We start from the raw sequence: 19,624 nt of genomic DNA, 5'->3' as shown, positions 1-19,624 counted from the left end.
AAGAGACTATATGCTGGATGTGTAGTGAAACCCGGATTCTTAAAGGACCCGCTTTTTAGTTTGCGCCCTGGTTTTGGCTTATTTTCGCTCACGTAGCCTGATTACTATAATCCGGGAGCAAGAACAGAAATAAGCCGATTTAAAAATACTGATTAACTATTTTAGAGTATGTTGTTCTGAAGGTGTGTGTACCGTGTTATTGTCACCTGGTTTAAAGAACTGCTGTCCAGAGGATGCTGCCTGCTTACTTAAATAATCTAAAAACTCATTCATTAGCATGAGTTGATTTTTAAAATCCTCTTCCAACTGAGGATTATTTACGCGTTTCTCTTCAAACATTTTAATTGAGAGCTTAAGTGCTTCTACGGGTTCAAGAGGACCTCCGGTTTTATCTTGATAGGCGCTCAATTCGGAAGATATTTCACTTTGAATAATAATGTAGGGTAAGTGATTCTCTATGGCATTATAAAAGCTAAGGGTAAATAACGGTTCTAATTGATTTTTGAGTTCGAGTTGATCTTTTGCAAACTGGTTGATGAAGGCATTTTTTAGTGTCATAAAGCCAGTTAGTGTTTGTCCCATGGAATGTTGTTTGGATATTAATGGCCTATGACCAAATTTTTTAAGATTCTCATTGACGTAAGGGTAATAATCCGCAGCTTGCCCCCCGCGAAATTGCATCACCCCCTCACTATAAAACCATTCTGTCAGTTTATCATGTTCTAAGGAGGTTGTTTCGGCAACTTTATTTATGAAGGCACGCATTTCTTTTTCGTAAATGCTGAACGTAGAGAATTTTGGCATGAAAGATCCTTATTCATTAAATTTAAAAAATGAAAAGACTACAGAAAATATCAAGAGGGGTAAAGACTTGTTTTATAAAAAACAGAATCTGGTGAAGTATGGAATATATCACTCTTTAATCTAATAAAAGTTAACTTATAAATGATGTTTAATTTGGTCGTAGAGAGAACCTTCTATTCCTATATGAAAAAAACCATCAAAGGTGTGTAAGGGGATCTCCATTACTTGCGCAAAAGTATGATAAATGGAGTTACTGTTGATGGTAGCTGATAAAGGAATTGTAAATCCGTAAGGGGGATAATTAAGATCCAAATCATTAATTGTTTTTATCGCGTTTATACCTTGTAGCCAATGTTGGACACAATCTTCTTTTAAATACACGGTACGGTGGACATGAATAGGTAATGCAAAAGTACCTTGTTGCAAACCATATCGATCGGCAAATTCAGTATCATAGGCAATACAGTAGGCTTTTAAACTATGATCTTTATTGTAGCCAATGGGTACTATATTTCCGCTTTTTCTTGACGTAGCAAGGCCATGTAATTGCGCGATTACGCTATTACTTTCGATCTCTCTTAAAATCCAAAAATCATGGGCAAATCGATTAAAAAAGGGGATGGGTAACTGAAACATGGCTGCTTGAATACAATATTTTTGCATAAATATCTCCCAGTTCAACGTGTCCCTAAATTCCTTCTCTTTGTGCATGTCCCATCATGCTGAGCATAGAGCCCTTCTTTGTATTTTAGTACACTCTATTAGAGAGTTTAAAAATCCAATTGATTTCTGACGGAATAGTTAGGCGGCTTATCTATCTGTAATCAAATAATAAATTGTTACCTTTTGAGATGGATAAATTGTAAATCTAGTTTGGAATTGTAATGCCTCCTGATGAAAAAAATAAAGCATACTTCTAGATTGATTTCCCATAACCACAAAAAGCATTAAAAACAGAGTTCTAATACTTCATTGTTCACATCCTCTAACATAGGAGCGTATTGGTTACCTTAAGAGATTTCTATTTACACTAATCAGTATGATGATAAATAAATGCCTAGCATGTGCTAAAATTAAACTAGTTGACAATATTAATTGAGATTACAATGGGTGATACTATTTATAACATTGCTAGAGATAAAAAAGTAAAAAGACAACCCATTGAAGATGCTATACAGAATATTCTAAGATTAGACGAGGAAAAAATTAAAACTATTAGTGACTTATATGTACCTTTTAAAATATTAACTAGCGCTAACAATAAGGCCAAATTAGAGAATAAATCTATTTTAGAATTTCTTACCGACGAGGATTTAATATATATAATCGAAAAATTTAAGCATTCACTCCCCAAGGTTTCTGGAAATATAGACAGAATGGAAGAGGCAGTAAAAGACCTCGAGCAAGTAAAGGCTCAAAAGACGGGAATAGAAAGAAGAATGGAAGAAATTTCTGTTCAAATGATTCAAAAGCAAGCTGAATTAGGTTCCGAAATTCCAGAGGAACCAGGAGCCTGGGCCCTTTTTATAACAGATAAGAACCCTGGATATTTGAAAAGTTTTTTCTTATTGTTTGTGCCCCAAGCATCAATCGATGAAGCACAACAAATATGTGATGACCATGACAAATATCTTAGCGTAAGAGCTGATATCGAAGGTCTAACATCGGAAAATAATGGGCTACAGGAACGTTTAGGTTCGAAAGAAATAGAAATTCAGCAAAAAGAACAAATAAGAACAGAGCTCACAGAATTAAAAAGGCATACAAAAATTTTGGCAAACAATGTCGCAATATTAGATAAAAGCGCGAATTCTTTAATAACATCTCCAGAAATACGACCTGGGATAAAGGAAAATATAGAAAAAGAGCCTATTCAGGATGATGATATGATGTTTTCTATGGACTTGTAGCAAATAATGCAGTGAAAAAATCAAGACATGGATTTCCATGTCTACCTATTACCCGCAAATACGGGATCCTTCTTTCAAAGGATCATTAAAAAATCCCTACTTATTAATGTAAATCAAATATTCCAACTAAACTCAGTAGATAGAGAAGGTATGCTTTGTTTTATTCTATCTTTAAAAAGTCCGTGCTTCTTTAATGATATTCCAACTTTAGGGTGATGATTTACATCAGACTCCTGATCTCCTTCTGTGCCACTATCCATTGTTAGGCTGGTGTCTATTATTGGGATGTCATCAATTTCTAAGCCAGTTTCTGAGAGGGTATCTAGTTCCGAGATATTATCCAGTTCAGGCTCATGATTCGTTCCTGAACTGTTGTCCATTTCGGAGTCTACTGTTTGCTGAGGACTTTTTTTACGGTGTAATTGTTCACTTAAATAATCAGCAAGTTCATTTTGACCACTGGAAACCGCTTTGCTAACAGCAATCCTTAAGGATTTTTTTTGGGGTGAGTTTGTTGGAAGCTCACATACATATCGAGCCATTTGAGGATTTTTAAGTTTCACTGCTAAGATTAGCCCTTCTTCTACAGCACTTTGGTTGAGTGATTCCATTTCATTCAGACACAAATAGTCTACGATACCCAATTTTCCGCATTTAACAGCAAGAAGGAAAGCTTGCCTTATAACCAATTTGCTTGGTGAGTTCAGCTCCAAATGGCGGAGGGTAATGAATAGGTCATCTTGCGCGTGTTTGACCGCCCAATACATTGCTTCATTGAGAGTATGTTGAGTGAGTTTGTTCTTGGCCATGGAGTAAAAAAACTCTATGAGGGTCCCCTTTCCTGTTTTTACAGCAGTTATAAACCCTTGATTTGCCAAAGATTGATTGGGTGAATCAAAGGATGAGTTATAGAGATAGCTAATAATTTCTTTATGCCCATTCACGATTGCCTGTTCCGCTGCTTTCTCAAGAATTGCTCGAGGTAACTTTTCAGGTATATCGTAAAGACATTGAACTGTTGGTAAATGACCTAATTGACAGGCTTTTATTAAAGCTCGGTGGATTACCTTGGGTTGCGGAGCATTTGTTGATAAAGTACAAAACCCTTGCATTGCCTCCAGCTGCATTGTGTTTGCTGCATGCGTAAATGCCTTTTCAATAGTGGACCGCGAGGGAGGATGTTTTTCTGAATCCGCAATAAATAGAGCAATATCCCAAAACCCCAATTCGACAGCTGAATTAAATAGTTTATGGATCACGGATTGATTTGGCATATTTCTGGAAAAATTATAGAAATATTCAACGATATTTAACTGGTTATTTTTAATCGCCTGATTAAGAATTTGAATCACTTCGGCAGTGGATGGTTCATAATCGTAAGTATCTAAAAGGTATTTTATTATTTTTATCTGACCTTGCCCCGCTGCTTGAAGAATAAGCGTTCCTATTTCTTCTTCGTTCAATTGCACTTTATCAATTTGGCAAAGCCGATCGACACATTCCCATTGATTGGCTTTTGCCGCTGTGATTATTGCTTCATTAAACGTTTCTGGCGCAATTTGATCGTGTAAAAGAGAGAGTAATCCTAGATTGCCATGCTTTGCCGCCTTAAGGAAAATTGTTTTGCCTTCATATTCTTTTTCTACCCAATCACGCCGGTGTACTGGATGATTTTCCAGTTTTTTGATAATTTGCATCCTAATCGATTCATTATCGATGACAGCAAGAATTTCAATTAGAATCCGTTCGTACTCGCTTACTCCATTTTTTGCAATTACGGGGGGTAGGGATAAGGATTCGATGAAGGCATCCAAATCAAAAAGTTCCCTCTGATAAAAGAAAGCAATTTCAGCAATTTTTGCCTGAAGAGCATATTTATGATTGAGATTGAATTTAGCTTGCGGTGAAATGAGATCAAAGACAGTAAGTTTTCGAGTCGCATCAACCCAAATATCCTCGATAATATGATAATTGTCGCAGCTGAATGGTGATTTGGCTGCTTGTTCAATAATGCAATCATAAACGTGTTTTTTTATTTTTTCACTTTGTTGGGAAAGTATCAGCTTGCAATCAGGGTATTTTCTTAACTGACGCAATAACTTTTCATCATCTAACAGAAGTGGATGCTGTGCAAGATTATCGATTATTGCGTGGAACACGAGCTGTGCCATCGGATTTCTTTTCTTTGGGAGCATCGAGAATAATGCCATTAATTGAGAAATAATTTCTGGCTCAGAAGTATGCCTCAAGGTGATGTGCCGGATAAATTCGGTAATATTTTTTTCATTGATGAATTCAAAAAGCTTCGGTTTATAAGGTAAGAGGTAAAATACCGAACCTTCATTCCTGGATAGTAGTAGCTGCGCGGTATGATCATCGATTAAAGCAGCTAAGTTCTCCAGGGTTTGAGGGGGGGATTCATGAGCAATCGTATTAATGAGCCCAGAAATTTCTTTGGTTACCATTTCTGGCGAATTCAATGTTTGCCTTAATGCTTCGCGCCATTTTAAATTTTTATGCCCTTCTGAAGCGATTACCGCTGCAGTTAGAAAAGTTAGACCAAAAAGCTCATGTAAGGCCCAAAAATTCGCGGTGGATAATGAAAACTTTAAAGCGTGCGGTTTCGGTGGGATGCTCTGAAGTTCTTTTTCGCTTAGAATTCCATTAAGTGCATAGTGCTGAAATCCTCGTTCATCACTGCCTGTTTGCTGGGCCGCTTCCACAAGTGTTTTGGCCTCCGGGAAGCGACTCAGCAGAGCATATAAATGAAAAACTTCGCTGTCTTCTGAGTGTAAGGTAAATAAATGATATTTAAGAAAATCATGAAGTAAGTAGGTTTGGAGAATTTGTTTTGTACTGACATGACGCTGCAATAACCAGAGTATTAATGCAGCAAACTGTTCTATATCACTAACCCACTCTCTACATAATCCAATGATTCCCAGGGGATTTTTCTGATTGGATAACTGTTTGCTTAAATGATCCAAATGGCCTTCAACTCGCTTCACTGCTTCATCACGTTTTTGTTCACGTAACCCGAGTTCAACCCGTTTTTGAATTTCAGGATGATTTTTAAATATTGGTTTGTTTTTTTGATAAAAAGAAAGAGTATTTTCTCTGTCTTCCTGCAATAAAGTGACAAATAATTCATGCAATTTAGCATTGAGGTGGAGCTCTTCTTTTTGAGCCTTGAGGAGCAGATATTTTAATGTGATTAAAAATAAAGAGTTTGTTGGATCTTCAGTGAATTGTTGGTTACAAAATTCAAGATAATCCATGAATAAGATGTGTTTTTCTAACTTACTTAGGGCATCGCTTGATTCAAGGCCGTTAAATTTGGCAACACGAATCTCACTTAAAAGTATGCGGTTTGTTTTTTGTGCTTGAGATTGTTCTGATTTAAGAAGGCTTTGCGATAGGTGTTCATTGGCGAGATGCAAAGATTCTTCATCTCCTTGAAACCAGTTAAACAGGTCACTTATGATCATATTTTGGTCCGACAGGGTAACATGAGGGTAAGATGTATCATAAATATCCTCTAGTCAAGGTATAATTTATACTTTGAGATTTCAATTTGATCTCGGTGATATTTAAATGTTGTTTTTATGGAAAAAAAACATAAACAAGTTAAAAATAAGTCAAATAAGAGAATGGTTATGGCGCAGAAGAGGTAAAAAATCATTAATTATCAACACGCGCTAATTGAGCGCTCTAAAGTAAGTCATTATGAGTAAACAACAGTATTTACTGAAATAGAAAGTGCCCAAAAAAGCGATTTCACGATAAATGAAGAGCAATTTTTCTAGTTAGGCTTAAGATAATAAACGGGTTTTTAGTTATGCGATTGCATGTGTAAAATAATTGGAAATGGAGTAGGAACTAAGTCTGATTAATGGGCGCATCATCAGACTTATAAGCAGACTAATACGAGGAGGGTAACCACATCCTTGTGGCATAGCGTCTTCCATGATGCTGTAAATTTCCTTTTAAGACATCCATTGTCATTCCTCGTTATGTAAAGCATAACAAAATGTTCTAAATTATCATCGCCTTTTTATCTTATATTCGTGTAAGAGATTTCTTAAACTTTAAAACAAGCAAGGGTAAGGTGCAGTTGTACTTGAAACAATCTTCCTAAAGGGACATGATATCTCAGTAGGTTTCTATTGATCAGCAAGGATATAGTTTTAATCTTAGCTGGGAAGCTATATTGGCTGTGAATAATAGAAGGATTTTTGCTATGAAATTACCATACATAAGAATGTTCTATACCCTATTATTTGTCATTGGTTTTAATGAAATAGCTTATGCCCGCACTGATTTGCATTATAAAAATCCCACGGTTTTGACTAACCAGAATGAAGGGGGCAACACAGCAAATACTGGTTATGTGACACCCCAAGCTTTCTGGAGTTTATATTATGATTTTACTGGAAATGGAGAGGCACAGTACCCTAAGGGAAAAATTAATATTTCTCAAACTTTATTCCAGTCGGAACTGAAAAAAAACCGTAACTTAGCGCAACAAGATCATGGTTCATTGATCCTGTTTATCAATTCAACATTGTATATTTATAACAGTGATGGTCAGTTAGAGCTGGAGCAATTGATGCGTACGGCCCCGAACTCGGGCTTCACGGAAATGACCGCAGTATCCCATATTGGTCCTGCGCTGATGTATCTTGCAAAAATAAAGGAAAATGGCGAGAGCAATTGGAAGTCGCAAATGGAAATTCTACTCAAAGATGTTAAAGCGGTAAAAAAAATAAATGCGCAAACAGAAAATAACTGGTTGGAACACGTTAATGCGCCTGCTTGGAAACCGCATTTAACTTTAATTCATAATATGATCGATTATGCGTGTTCCATGGCCGGTAATTATATGAGTGAGGTTCTTCGTGGGAAACAAACATTTGATATGAACTCGTTACAAAATAATTTTCTTGACGGGAATAACATCTACCCAATTCCTTATAATAATGTGATGGTTGGCACATTTATGTTAACCGCCTTACAAAGCATGGATGAGCTTCATCGTAAAATAGCTCCGTTAAATACGGATTGGTCCAGTGCAAAAGTAATCATTCGCTTTGTTGCTGGATCAAATGTTTCTGCGGGTCTGACTAAAGACAGTAATTGGTTGGTTCCTTTTGTTGAGGCACTTTCCAATTACACTTTGCCATCTGATAGAATTTATATAGCTCCTTATGCAGCGGTTAAATCTTCATTAGGCGAACACCAAATGCCTCGTACTGATTATGACTATTACAATAATATATGGGCATCAAGGCACAATCGCACACTAATCGCCAATAAAGTTTTTACTCATATTCCCAGTATCTTCTTACCTGACCGCCCTTCGATCCCGGGTGATTATGCTTATTCAAAACAACCGAAGATCGAGGATTTTTTAATACGCTTAAAATTTTCATTAGCAGAACCAACGCAAATGTTGTCCAATACAGTAGGATTTTGGATGGCTGGTGAACTTGCTGCTAAAAACTGGGATTACAATAAAATAAGTATTCCGGGAATTACTACCGGCTTTCCCCAGGGCATATCCGCGTACCCGAGTGATAACCCAAGGATTCAATAGACTTCTTCGGAAACTCTACTGCAGAGGCGGGCTTCGTCGACGCGGGGCTCGAATCCTCAGGTACTGATGTGTACACTCCGATTCTATGCTCCGCGTCTCCTCGCACTTCTCTCTATAGCGAATTTCCGAAGAAGTCTAATAAAGAGGTGATCTTTTTTTCCTGTCAAAATGAGTTGTTCACCTCAAAGAGGTTACAGGGAAGGCCTTAAATTTTTTTCCATTTCATTCAATTCAAATTGATCGAGAGGAAATTGAATCGTCCAGGGCTTTATAGGCAGAGGTAAAGTTTCTGTACAGTAAGCTTTTAATGTTTTAGCAGAAATATCAATGCCAAATTCGTCAACCAGTACTTGGCGACCCTCTTCAAAGTGGGGCAAAGCTTTTTCTGTGTATTCCGTCCCTTCATTTGCTGAATACTTTAACTGTTTCGATTGCGCATCCCAAACCAATGATTTTCGACCATGCTCTGTAATTATCCCAATAACGGTTTTGGCATCACGTATCGCAAGTTTTTCTGGATGCCGTTCCAATTTGAGTAAATTCATAGCTGCTTGTTCCTCGGTTATTAGGCTCAAATCGGTCTGCATTAAGCGAAACCATCCTTTTCTTGTTTTTTTCTCGAGAACATGGATATTATCAATAGGGTAAAATTTAAATTCATCTTCGTTTTGAGCAATCGACTCATTTTTTCCCGTAATGAGTATTGGGAAGCGTGGAGCGGAAGATCCTAACCCGGGGTCTAGAAGAAACTTTTGATCATCAATTTCAACTGTTAATATAAGATGAGTAGGTGGAAGCTGAAGTATTTCAGGGTCATTAGGAATCGCTCCTAGAAGAACTCGCGCGGCACAAAATGAAACGGTGTATCCCAGCTGTGATAATACATCGAATAACAAACCAGCCGTTTGAAAACAATATCCTCCATCTTCTGCAGAAAGCAACTCTTTATAGCTAAAAAAAGACAATGAATTTCTTTGGATGAGATGCTGTTTGGAAATTTTGCGTAATTCAAAATTTGAATATGGAAAAACCTGGACATGAGCGGAATAGATTCTTCTTAAACAATCAATTTTATCTTCACGTGCAGCATCATTTAAAGAAGGAACACTAATTTTTATTTTTTTGAGGTACGCTTCTAAATTTATTTTTCCCATGGTTAAATTTCCTATGCAGTATTTTTATTAATATAAAGTACTTAATATTTTTATTTAATTCCAGGGGGAATTCTTCAACTGGAAATTCTTTCCTTGCTCACTACGTCCTGCGGATAAGCCCCTATAGATTTCCCTCACTTTTCCACTTACGGGAAAAGGGTTTAATTTTTTTCTTTCAAAGTTTATTTTGTTAATCAATCCTTAAGCTTATTTGTTTTACACTGATAAAAAGTCAAGAGGAGATTACCATGTCAAACAAAAAACTAACTGAACGTTTGAATCAGGAGCTCGATGAGCTTGGTGTTCCTGCCTTAATGACAGAACGCGTGCAAGTGTGCTCTAAATTATTCCAATTACCTAAATTTAAAATTGAAGCGCTGCTATATGGTGTTGCTTTGGATTCCAATTCCATGCAAAAAATTGCCAATGAGCTGGAGGTAAGTATGGATTGGTTGTTTGGCGATAAGAAAAGCAACACAACACACTAGGATCAATATAGAAGAACCCCGAGTGCTACAAAGCGATGTGACTCGGGTTCATTCTTTTCGGCGTAGTGAGCTATTTCACTAATATATGAGCTAAAAAGAATACTGAGTTTTTAAGATACAGGTGTGCTTCTGGGGGATTGGGGGTCGCCAAGCTTCAATCCAGTAAGCATTCGGTCAAATATTCCGAAATTATTGGAATCTGATTTGGTATTGATTATGGGAAACATAATATGTTGAAAAAAAAGAGCTCTTTTTTCAATTTCTTCGGCATAAATCTCTGCCACTAATTCAGGTTCATTTTTAAATTCGCCACAACCCCACGCACCTAGGATTACATAAGGTTGTCCAATAAGAATTAATGTATCCAATTGCGCTGCAATTCGTCGGCGTAAATCCTCTTTATATTCTTTAAATACACTAGGGTCCTTTGGTTTTGCTTCAGCAAAATGCTCAGGAGCAGATGATCTTAATTCATGAAAAGGAAAAATACTTAACGGAGAAAGAAACTCATAACTCATCTCAGGGCTTGCAACATGTCCGCTTGAGGGATAGTCATCTACTGTTGCTGGCAACAATATTTCCGGACCTCTAAAACATATTCTTGGTACGTCGCTATGGAATGTTTTAAAGACTTCAGGAGGAAACGTTATGGGGCAGCGTTCTTTTAAAATATCACACTCCTTTGCCGTCATTTTCTTTCTGGCTTCTACCAATTCGGTTCCTTCTTTAGTATAAACAAACATATTAGTATATTCTTTGTCTAACTTAACCAATTTATCTATCAATGAAAGGGCACAGGTACTGCGAAGCCACATATTTTCCTCTTGGGCACTTCCACCCTCCAATGCAGCACCTCCGGGATAGACTGAATTCGCCATATTCAATACGGAATATATTACTCCATGCTTTTTAGTTGCTTCAAAAGTTGCAACACCCCAATCTTTATAGACGACTTCGACTGAGGATGGAACCTCAGATTTTGTTTTTGTCCAAAGATTTAAATTAGCTATTGATTGTCGTTGTAATTCTTTATATTTTTGAACATTAGTAATCATTTCCAAAGTTTGTCCCATTCTTTGATAACGCCAACGCTCACCTGTAAGACTGCCTCTAATGAAATGGGGTTTATGAGATGCGTAAACATCATGAACTGATGAATATGCTTCACTTGAGGGCATTTTTCTTGCGAAAAATCTTAACCTGGCTAACATAATTCAAATCCTTAATCTATTTTGCCCAAAGTATCAATTTAAAGGCTTTAAGTGTTAAACCCAATAGGTTTATATCAATCCATTACGTGTAAGCCTATACACTGATTGCCTCAAATAATCATAACGTAGGAGAAGATCCCAGTTCTTCTAATAGTTTTACGGATGGATTTGATTTAATTTGCTCATCCAAAAACTCCACAAGAGTTGCCTTATCTCCTGGCTTAATCTTTTTGGGAAATGCAGTGAATTTCATGGTATCACTGGTACCATAAGTATCTCCCCAGTCTTTTAATTGTCCTACGAGTTTTTGAGCATCGGAAAAAGTAGGTAATCGTTCGTCTTTCCCTATAAGTCCCATATCTCTTGCTTTTTCATTCATTTCTTCATACTCCTCAGGAGTATCAAAGAAAACAATATCCAGTGCTACAAGTTCAGGAGAAAAATCTGGATTTTGCCAATGTCTCACATGGGCAGGCTCATTAGAGCTCATAACAGATGATACAATACGTCCAGGACCACAAACTTCAATCACACTATGCATGCGCTTGTTAACTTCAGATCGCCAATCGTCTTTTGCTGAAGCACCGATAATCCCGGTAATTTCATTATTATTTTGAGTCATCGTTACAATACTTTGATATCCGCGGACATCGTCCTGGGGCATCGCATCGATCATTCTTTTATCGTAGCGCTTAAACATCTTTTCATTTAAAAGAAGAAGCTTTTGGGGGGTCGTATATACCATTGGAAGTCCAGTAACAAAAATATAGCCTTTTTTGGGAATTAATGATAAACCCACAGTATAAGGTTTTACGGTTTCTCTGCAGGGTGTATACGAGAGAAAATACCTACTGTCGTTATCTCGAATATACCCTACAATGTCATGCGAAGGTGCCTTCCTGCTTTCTTCAGATTTTCTGCCAAGGCGATTTGATTTCATCGTACCGAGAACCTCATCCGTACCCTCTGTGCCCCGATATATGAGGCTAGAGCCAGTTGGTATACTATCTCGAAGCAGCTGTATCTTTGCAGTTCTTTCTTGGGCTTTATATTTAAGATAAGTCGTATCCAATCTGAAAGTAAGTTTAGTTTGATGTTGCTGTATATCATGGTACACCTTATGGGAAAATCCCTGCGTCAAAAGTCTTTTAACTCTCATGGGTGCCTCCTCAATGAATGCATATAATTGCATTGCAAATAAGTCATTGTGACTATATTTTTATCATAGTGTATATCAATGAGAATTCAAGAAAGCCCACCCGGCATCTGATTTTTAGTCATTGGAAGATGAAAACAGGTGATTTTTTTATTATTGATTGGGCGTGACCTACGGAGTTTTCTTAGGGGCATCCAGAAGCCACAATTTTTCTTGGTAAGCAATAATTTTATTTCGGTGAATAAGAAGACTTGAAGAATTCAGACAAGGTGACACCATGAGCAGTGTTCAATCCTGTCTTAAGAGCTTGAGAAAAATTGAAACATACATGGCTCCGAAAAGAACCGAATATATTAAAAATAATCCCATAGATTAAATAATTCACATTTTATCCCTGGTGATTTTCCCTAATTCATTAAATGGATTATATTAAAAGTACATAGAACAAGGAGTGTTTTATTATGATAAAAAAATCTCTAAAAAATTTGAGCGGCCTGGTCCTATTTTCTTTTTCAATTCAGGCTTTTGCCAATGATACGATAAAAGTTCATGTAAAAACCAATGAGAAAACAGCGGCTGCCTTAGGTTTTACTGTGGAGGGTAAAAGATCCGGGTCTCGGGGCAAAATTCATTCAGGTAAAGGACCAGTAAATAGGGAATATCTATTTGGATATAGAAAAAATTCGGCATTCGGCCCCGATGTTTTGTGTGGTTCTAAAGTGCTAACCAAAGACAGCACAGTGACTTTAGTGATTGCAGGGGACCAGTGTTCTATTGTCGTAAATTAATAGAAAAATGAGCAGTCATTTTGAATGAGATTGGAAGAGTTCTTTGTTTCTCAGCATGGAGTTTATTGGGCAGCTAATCCCGCATCCTCAATCATTTGTTCGTAAATCAAAACCAAAACGGAGCCATGATGAGCTTCCAAAACGATTTCTGGCAATTGGGTTCGATTAAAACAGGATGTTTTTCCTGGAAAGGAAAGATGAGTGTTGTTGAGTTCCCATTGTAACCCTTTTGAGGATAGAGTGGCTTTCGGTATCCCCATCAATGAAATTTTTGTCTGAGGAGGTAACACACAATTCATCCTGGAGTGTTCATGCAGAACAAAACCTCTTATGGGTGGAGCATATAAAAGACAATTTGTTTCCATAAAGATATTCATGTTGTTCAGTACATGATCCAAGCACCCACCATTTATGCCAACAATTATAGCGGGGAGTAAATTATTATCCTTTAGATAACCCATTGTTTTTTGGAAATCACTTTGATTTTGATCCGGTGAATGAAGAAAAGGATGGTTTTCCAGAATCAGTGGTCGGACAGAATCCAAATCTCCAGCAATTAATTGAGGACGGATTCCAAGATCCAATAAACCGTTTGCGGCCCCATCAGCGGCAATGATGGGTAAATTCATCCTATTAAAAAAAGAGGACTCAGGTAAATCTCCATTAAGGCATAAAATAGAGTGATATCCTGTTAAATTAATTACATCGTGCATCATAATGTCTTTTTAAGAGAATAAGGAGCAGACTGACAAGCAAACCCACTACATTTGCACTGATCACAAAAAAGGAATCCGTACTGCTTCCATAAATAATCCATGCTACAGAACAAATGAGGTAATTAATCAACATGATCATGGAGAGATCTTGAGTTGACTTGGTTTTTAAGGATTTGATAATTTGTGGTAACAAACCAATAAACGAAGTAATAAAAGCAACAATACCTGAAAACAAAACAATAGACACATTTTCCTCCGCTCAGACGAATGAGATCAGGTTCAAAGGGTTGGGTTTATCCTCTCAGCCATAATTGGCACCCCCAATGTACAAATATTATTCTACCATGAAAGCGTTTAACTCCCAAAGGCAAATTTAGGGGTGAACGCTAATTTTTGCTTAATGAGTTGTCGGAGCCAGTAGAAATCATGACACATTAGCAAGATTACGTGCTATATGTGACTGACTGCTGTGGATCCGGATCTGATTTTGAATTCTGCGTTTTACTCAAACACGCTCCAATCAAAAGCGTCAACTTAGTTCTGTTTTCTATTGACGGTAAGCATTGATCCAGTTCTGTGGGTAAGGTTTTAGAAACCTCAGGCACTTCATCCTCTAGCTCGTAATGAGTTGCAGAGAGTACTCGTCCCCGCATAACTCCTTCTTTGACGGAGCCGCCATAAGCTTTTAAGTTATCTTTCCATGTCGAGAAAGGGAAAAAGCTCTTAGACCAGGGGTCAAGGATATAATCATCTACAATTAAAAAAGCATGATTTATACCAAATTCGGCGACTTGAAGTGTTCCTGTAAATCCCCCTGCTCTTAATAATAACCCGCTGGCATAAGCCATTTCCTGGCAATTACCGCAGCCAGTTTCCATCGCTTTTAAACCCTGTTCATAAAGACTTAAATTCATGTTCTGATAAGCGCGTATAGTCTGTTCGATGGGGCCACTTTCAGGATAACCGTCAGTATTTAACGATTCTCGTGTCGAACTGCTGGGAATCAAAGAGTTAATCAGTTCAAGGGTAATTTTCACTTTTGCTTCAGTTGATGAATTTTTATCAAATTGAAATGAAGAAAAATTAAATGACATAACAATCTCTAGTCAATATGGTTTATTTCTTTACTATATAGAACAAGAGCGGTTTAAATTCAAATGCCTTCATTAAAAAATATACATGGATTTATTTCATAAATCCATGTCCTATCTTACTGGGGAAGTCAAATCAGCAATTAAAAATAAAGGCGGTTTTTACTAAAAAGCCAGTTTTAAGTGTTCCCAGTATTGGTTATAGAGCATGAGGGTTTCTTCGCCAACATCATGCTGGAATTGACCTTTTGCCATGATTGCTGGGGATGGATAAATCATTGGATTATCTTTAATGGAGGTGGGCAATAAAGCCCTTCCTTTTGCATTGGTAATTCCATGTCCTTCTCTTAAAGCGATTTCCGCACTGGATTCTGCTTTAAGAATGAAATTAATAAATTGCAAGGCCTCTTTCAGATGAGGCGGATTTTTAGGAATGGCCAAACAATCAACCCAGATGACAAAACCATCTTCAGGATAGACAAACTCAATTGCTTTATTTTCTTCATGGGCTTTAAATGCATCACCATTCCATGCAGAACCGATTACTGCATCTTCATCGATCATAATTGCCTGAATGCTGTCGCTGGCAAACAATTTAATATTGGGTACAAGTTGCAATAAATGTTCATAAGCTTTTTTAATATGCACTGGATTTGTATCATTAGGATCAAACCCAAGGCTCATCAAGGCAATTGCAAAAATTTCACGCGCGTCATCCAAAAGCATCAGTTGATTATGCCATTGGGGAGCCCACAGTTCCTTCCAGGTTTTGGGTGAGTTGCTCACTATGCCATGATTAAAAAAGATACCTGTTGCCCCCCATATTATTGGCACGCTGTAGAGGTTATTCCGATCATAATCATTATTCACAAAACGTTTATCCAGATTATTCATATTGGGCAGTTGCTGGTGATCAAGCCGTTCCAACATACCTTGCCGTTTCATACGTTCAACAAAATAAGCGGAGGGAAGAATCACATCATATACAGTGAGCTGGCTTGCCTTTAATTTGGCATACATAGTCTCATTACTGTCATAGGTAGAAAAATTAACTTTAATTCCAGAGTCGTGTTCAAATTGTTGAATCAACTGTTTGGGGAGTTCTCCTCCCCAAACATATACATTAACAACAGGAGCAGAAAATACTTTAGAAGCAAAAAAGACCAACACAAATAAAAAATAATTCATACGTGCTTTCCTGAGAGACGATGAGAAATGATCACCAAAATCATGGATAAAACAAATGTAATAGAACATAAAGCGTTAAGCTCGGGAGTAACACCAGCACGTACTAATGAATAAATTGTCAAAGGCAGAATGGAAAAATCAGGTCCTGCTACAAAATAACTGATGATGACGTCATCAAAAGATAAGGTAAAACTTAAAAGAAAAACACTTAATACTGCGGGCCACAATAAAGGCAGCAAAATTCGTGTTAATGCAATATAACGGCTAGCCCCCAGATCTAATGCGCCAAAATAAATATTGGGATTTAAAGTATTAATCCGCACATTAATCGTGACAATGACAAAAGGAATACAAAAAGTAACGTGGGCAATTAGTAAGCTTAAAAACCCCATGGGTACTTTGGTGATATTAAAGAAAATTAATAAGGCAACGCCAAGAACCAAATCAGGAATAATAATAAGTGATAACAAGATGGCATATAAGATTTGGCGATGTTTCGAGCGAAATAAAAATAAATGGATGGAGGCTAACAAACCTATAGTGGTAGCTATCAATGCAGAGATAAGACCTAAAACAATGGAGTTAAAAAAGGCAGTCCACAAGCCGCGATCGTGAAATAATTCATGATACCATTTTAAAGAAAAGCCATGCCATTGGAGTGAAAATTTTGCATCGTTAAATGAATATAAAACCAATACTGCGATTGGAATATAAAGCGAGGCATAAATAAAAAAAAGAAAAAGACGTTTTATTAAGGAGTTCATAGAACACTCCTATTCTTCTGACGGCGAAAAATAAGAAATAATAAGAGAAGCAGGGTGGTGAGTACCACGCTGGTAGCAGAGCCTTGAGGCCAATCACTTAAGACAAGAAACTGATTTTGAATTAAATTACCCAGTAAAATAGAACGAGCTCCTCCTAAAACATTAGGAATGTAGAATAAAGTCATTGCTGGTAATAGAACTAATAAACAGCCTGATAGAATGCCTGGCGCTGTGTTAGGTAAAAACACTCGAGTAAAGACAGACCACTTGTTTGCCCCCAGATCTTTAGCTGCTTCAAATAATCGGAAATCAAAACGTTCCATATTGGTGAAAATAGGCAGCACCATAAAAGGAAATAGATTGTAAACCAAGCCAATAATCACGGCAAAATTGGTATAAAGCAATGAAAGCGGTTCATTAATTAAATGTAATTTGAGTAACAGTGCGTTTAAAACGCCCTTATACTTTAGGATGGCAATTAAAGAGTAAGTTCTTATTAAAGAACTTGTCCAAAAGGGGATAATAATCAACAACAACAAGATGGATTGATGTTTTGATTTAATCATCAAATAGCTAAATGGATATGCAATGAACAAGCACAACAGTGTCGCAATAGAGGCAATAAATAAAGAACGAACATAAATTTTAGCAAAAACTGGAGTAAAAAGAGTTGTATAATTCTCGAGGGTAAAAGGAAGTGCAACAAGATGCATGCTGTCCTTAGAAAGAAAGCTGGCGACAAGCATCATGAATAAAGGGATAAGGCCAAAAACAGTTAACCAAAAATACAGTACGTAAAGTGCAAAAGATTTAGCCTTCATGAGGTAGTAAAACCTCCCACCCTGGTAACCACTGCACCCACACTTCCTCTGAAAGAGTATATTCCAATTTATCATCATCCTCATCAAAAAACTCTGAAGCGTTAATTATTTTTCCTGAAGAAAGGGCAACTTTGAGATCAACAGTAGAGCCTTTATAAATAATATCTACAATCCGACCTGGCAACATTCCTTCTGGATTCTCAACTTCAGATAAACTCCAGACTCTGATATCTTCGGGACGTACAATCAAATGCAACCGATCGCCAATCTGATAATTACCGCTATTTTTACAAAGTAAAGGAGTTTCCTCGATAAAGGTCGTCAGATCGTGATCATGCAGCGCATGAACGTGTGCATCAAATATATTGGCCTCACCAATAAACATTGCGACATAAAGATTTTTAGGGGTTTCATAAATACATTTAGGGGTTCCTATTTGTTCAATGTGTCCGTGATTAAAGACCACTATACGATCCGACATGGATAATGCTTCTTCCTGATCATGGGTTACAAAGATAAAGGTCATATTCAGGGTTTTCTGCAATTGCTTTAATTCGGATTGCATGGCTTTTCTAAGTCTGTAGTCGAGAGAACTTAATGGTTCATCTAATAACAGCACCTGCGGTCTATTGATAATTGCCCGTGCAATGGCCACTCGCTGTTGTTGTCCTCCGCTCAATTGCTTTACATTCCTCTCTGAAAACCCTTCCAGCTGCACGAGTTTTAATACATCAAAAACACGTTCTTTAATTTCTTGATCGGGAACTTTTTTACACCGTAGAGCAAAAGCAACATTCTCATGAACGGATAAATGGGGGAAAAGTGCGTAACTTTGAAACACTGTATGCACGTCCCTTTTTTGTGGGGGCAATCGGTTAACACATAGGCCATTGATGTAGATTTCGCCTTCTGTGGGGTATTCAAAACCCGAGATAAGTCGTAGCAATGTGGTTTTTCCGCAACCTGAAGGACCGAGTAACGTTAAAAATTCTCCATGATTAACGCTTAAGGACACATCATCCAAAATGGGAGTATTGCCATATGATTTGTAAACATTCCTAATCTCAATGAGTGGTGTTGTCATGTGCAATGTTAAATGAAAAAAGCCATGATTATCATCACTGACACGTGTCTTGTCCAGCAAGTTTGTCTTTATAAGGGATATATTTCACATTTATTAGGCATTTTTTGAGCAAAAAGTAATATTTTTTTATCTGTTCAAATGGGTCTTTTCTTAGGATAATGGGGCCGATGTCAGTTTGGTAAAAATTTTCCCTCCGAATTGACGTTAGAGTAGGTTATTGATCCTTAAAGACACGTTCCTTGAGGATGTTTTTTTAGATAAGGAATAAAAAATGAAAAGAATTACTTTATTTATCATGGGATTGGCTCTAAATGGTTTGGCAATTGCGGAAAGTGCCCCCAAAGAAGAAGTGCGTCATATTGTGACACTCAATGGCCTGACTCAAGGCGATGGACGCTATATTCGTACCGATGTTATTGAAAACGGCCAATATAAATTTGGCTATTATTTTTGTGGAACTCGCCATAGCGTAGTATACGGTGATATCGTTTTCGCTGATGAAGTAGGGGAATCATATCATGTAGAACGATCCATTAAATTTTCGATTTGTCAGGATGAAACGTTAACTGAATGCCAGGAGTTTGCTACGGATCATTTTACTATTTTTAAGAATAAAGAGGGTTATTTAGAAACCGACAGCCGTCCTGTTTTACCTATTAGTGTTGCCTCAGTAAAAGATGCCTTTAAAGCATGTCAGCCTAATCCAGATGAGGATAATCGCATGAAAAAAGTAATTCATGCAGGGAGTAACTATTTAATTCGCAAAGGTTAATTGGAGGGCCTCGGTGCAGCGCAGCGTAACCCGGGTATCTGGGGTGAATTGCTCAATCCCGGGGTACGCCGCGCTGCACCC

18 protein-coding genes and 1 riboswitch are annotated in these 19,624 nt (G+C 37.3%); of the genes, 5 read left to right on the top strand and 13 right to left on the bottom strand.

The features are described 5' to 3' along the window. Nucleotides 1–156 precede the first annotated feature (156 nt). The gene (locus tag LXO92_RS00445; protein WP_182350794.1) at nt 157–804 is read right to left on the bottom strand and encodes a hypothetical protein; all 648 of its coding nucleotides are present in this window, start codon (nt 802–804) and stop codon (nt 157–159) included. Nucleotides 805–939: 135 nt separating this feature from the next. Next, nucleotides 940–1,467 carry a hypothetical protein gene (locus LXO92_RS00440; protein ID WP_182350793.1) on the bottom strand — a complete coding sequence of 176 codons (528 nt, stop codon included), beginning with the start codon at nt 1,465–1,467 and terminating at the stop codon, nt 940–942. A gap of 443 nt (nt 1,468–1,910) precedes the next feature. Between LXO92_RS00440 and LXO92_RS00435 the strand changes: the two genes are divergently transcribed. Continuing rightward, nucleotides 1,911–2,714, top strand: coding sequence for a hypothetical protein (locus LXO92_RS00435; RefSeq protein WP_182350792.1), 804 nt, complete (start codon nt 1,911–1,913; stop codon nt 2,712–2,714). 113 nt (nt 2,715–2,827) lie between these two features. Here LXO92_RS00435 and LXO92_RS00430 read toward each other — a convergent pair whose 3' ends face one another. Next, nucleotides 2,828–6,202 (bottom strand): ankyrin repeat domain-containing protein, encoded by a 3,375-nt coding sequence (locus tag LXO92_RS00430; RefSeq protein WP_182350791.1) that lies wholly within the window; start codon nt 6,200–6,202, stop codon nt 2,828–2,830. Between the two features lie 752 nt (nt 6,203–6,954). Here LXO92_RS00430 and LXO92_RS00425 point away from each other — a divergent pair. Beyond that, nucleotides 6,955–8,310, top strand: coding sequence for a DUF5624 domain-containing protein (locus LXO92_RS00425; protein ID WP_232890098.1), 1,356 nt, complete (start codon nt 6,955–6,957; stop codon nt 8,308–8,310). A 191-nt stretch (nt 8,311–8,501) separates the two neighbouring features. On the opposite strand, the gene LXO92_RS00420 is transcribed toward LXO92_RS00425, so the two are convergent. After that, a complete protein-coding gene (locus LXO92_RS00420; protein WP_232890097.1) occupies nt 8,502–9,464 on the bottom strand; it encodes an arylamine N-acetyltransferase family protein in 963 nt (320 codons plus the stop codon). A gap of 248 nt (nt 9,465–9,712) precedes the next feature. On the opposite strand from LXO92_RS00420, the gene LXO92_RS00415 reads away from it, so the two are divergent. After that, entirely contained in the window at nt 9,713–9,952 is a 240-nt protein-coding gene (locus LXO92_RS00415; protein ID WP_182350788.1) for a hypothetical protein, read from the top strand. A 110-nt stretch (nt 9,953–10,062) separates the two neighbouring features. On the opposite strand, the gene LXO92_RS00410 is transcribed toward LXO92_RS00415, so the two are convergent. Beyond that, nucleotides 10,063–11,163, bottom strand: coding sequence for a poly(ADP-ribose) glycohydrolase domain-containing protein (locus tag LXO92_RS00410; RefSeq protein WP_182350787.1), 1,101 nt, complete (start codon nt 11,161–11,163; stop codon nt 10,063–10,065). Nucleotides 11,164–11,281: 118 nt separating this feature from the next. Further along, nucleotides 11,282–12,322, bottom strand: a complete 1,041-nt coding sequence (locus LXO92_RS00405; protein WP_182350786.1) for a hypothetical protein — start codon at nt 12,320–12,322, stop codon at nt 11,282–11,284. Nucleotides 12,323–12,780: 458 nt separating this feature from the next. On the opposite strand from LXO92_RS00405, the gene LXO92_RS00400 reads away from it, so the two are divergent. Further along, complete coding sequence (locus tag LXO92_RS00400; RefSeq protein WP_182350785.1) at nt 12,781–13,107, top strand: hypothetical protein; 327 nt, start codon at nt 12,781–12,783, stop codon at nt 13,105–13,107. Between the two features lie 62 nt (nt 13,108–13,169). Here LXO92_RS00400 and LXO92_RS00395 read toward each other — a convergent pair whose 3' ends face one another. The 7 genes from LXO92_RS00395 to potA form a co-directional block, all read right to left on the bottom strand. Next, nucleotides 13,170–13,820: a thiamine diphosphokinase gene (locus LXO92_RS00395; protein WP_182352889.1), complete on the bottom strand. Its 651-nt coding sequence runs from the start codon at nt 13,818–13,820 to the stop codon at nt 13,170–13,172. After that, nucleotides 13,804–14,070: a SemiSWEET family sugar transporter gene (locus tag LXO92_RS00390; RefSeq protein ID WP_182350784.1), complete on the bottom strand. Its 267-nt coding sequence runs from the start codon at nt 14,068–14,070 to the stop codon at nt 13,804–13,806. The genes LXO92_RS00395 and LXO92_RS00390 overlap by 17 nt, the downstream gene beginning before the upstream one ends. After that, nucleotides 14,057–14,155, bottom strand: a riboswitch (TPP riboswitch). It overlaps the preceding gene by 14 nt. Before the next feature lie 111 nt (nt 14,156–14,266). Then, a complete protein-coding gene (locus LXO92_RS00385) occupies nt 14,267–14,917 on the bottom strand; it encodes a hypothetical protein (RefSeq protein WP_182350783.1) in 651 nt (216 codons plus the stop codon). Nucleotides 14,918–15,079: 162 nt separating this feature from the next. After that, nucleotides 15,080–16,102 (bottom strand): ABC transporter substrate-binding protein, encoded by a 1,023-nt coding sequence (locus LXO92_RS00380; protein ID WP_232890096.1) that lies wholly within the window; start codon nt 16,100–16,102, stop codon nt 15,080–15,082. Further along, entirely contained in the window at nt 16,099–16,866 is a 768-nt protein-coding gene (locus LXO92_RS00375) for an ABC transporter permease subunit (protein ID WP_182350781.1), read from the bottom strand. The genes LXO92_RS00380 and LXO92_RS00375 overlap by 4 nt, the downstream gene beginning before the upstream one ends. Next, nucleotides 16,863–17,687 (bottom strand): ABC transporter permease, encoded by an 825-nt coding sequence (locus LXO92_RS00370; RefSeq protein ID WP_182350780.1) that lies wholly within the window; start codon nt 17,685–17,687, stop codon nt 16,863–16,865. Before LXO92_RS00370 ends, LXO92_RS00375 begins: the two co-directional genes overlap by 4 nt. Further along, on the bottom strand, nt 17,677–18,771 hold the full coding sequence (gene potA, locus LXO92_RS00365) for a spermidine/putrescine ABC transporter ATP-binding protein PotA (RefSeq protein ID WP_232890398.1): 1,095 nt from the start codon (nt 18,769–18,771) through the stop codon (nt 17,677–17,679). The genes LXO92_RS00370 and potA overlap by 11 nt, the downstream gene beginning before the upstream one ends. Before the next feature lie 271 nt (nt 18,772–19,042). Here potA and LXO92_RS00360 point away from each other — a divergent pair, with 271 nt between their 5' ends. Continuing rightward, nucleotides 19,043–19,543: a hypothetical protein gene (locus LXO92_RS00360; protein WP_182350779.1), complete on the top strand. Its 501-nt coding sequence runs from the start codon at nt 19,043–19,045 to the stop codon at nt 19,541–19,543. Nucleotides 19,544–19,624: the final 81 nt, after the last annotated feature.

The organism is Legionella resiliens (genome assembly GCF_021344005.1).
Lineage (GTDB): Bacteria > Pseudomonadota > Gammaproteobacteria > Legionellales > Legionellaceae > Legionella > Legionella resiliens.
This window is presented reverse-complemented; position numbering and strand designations above follow the sequence as displayed.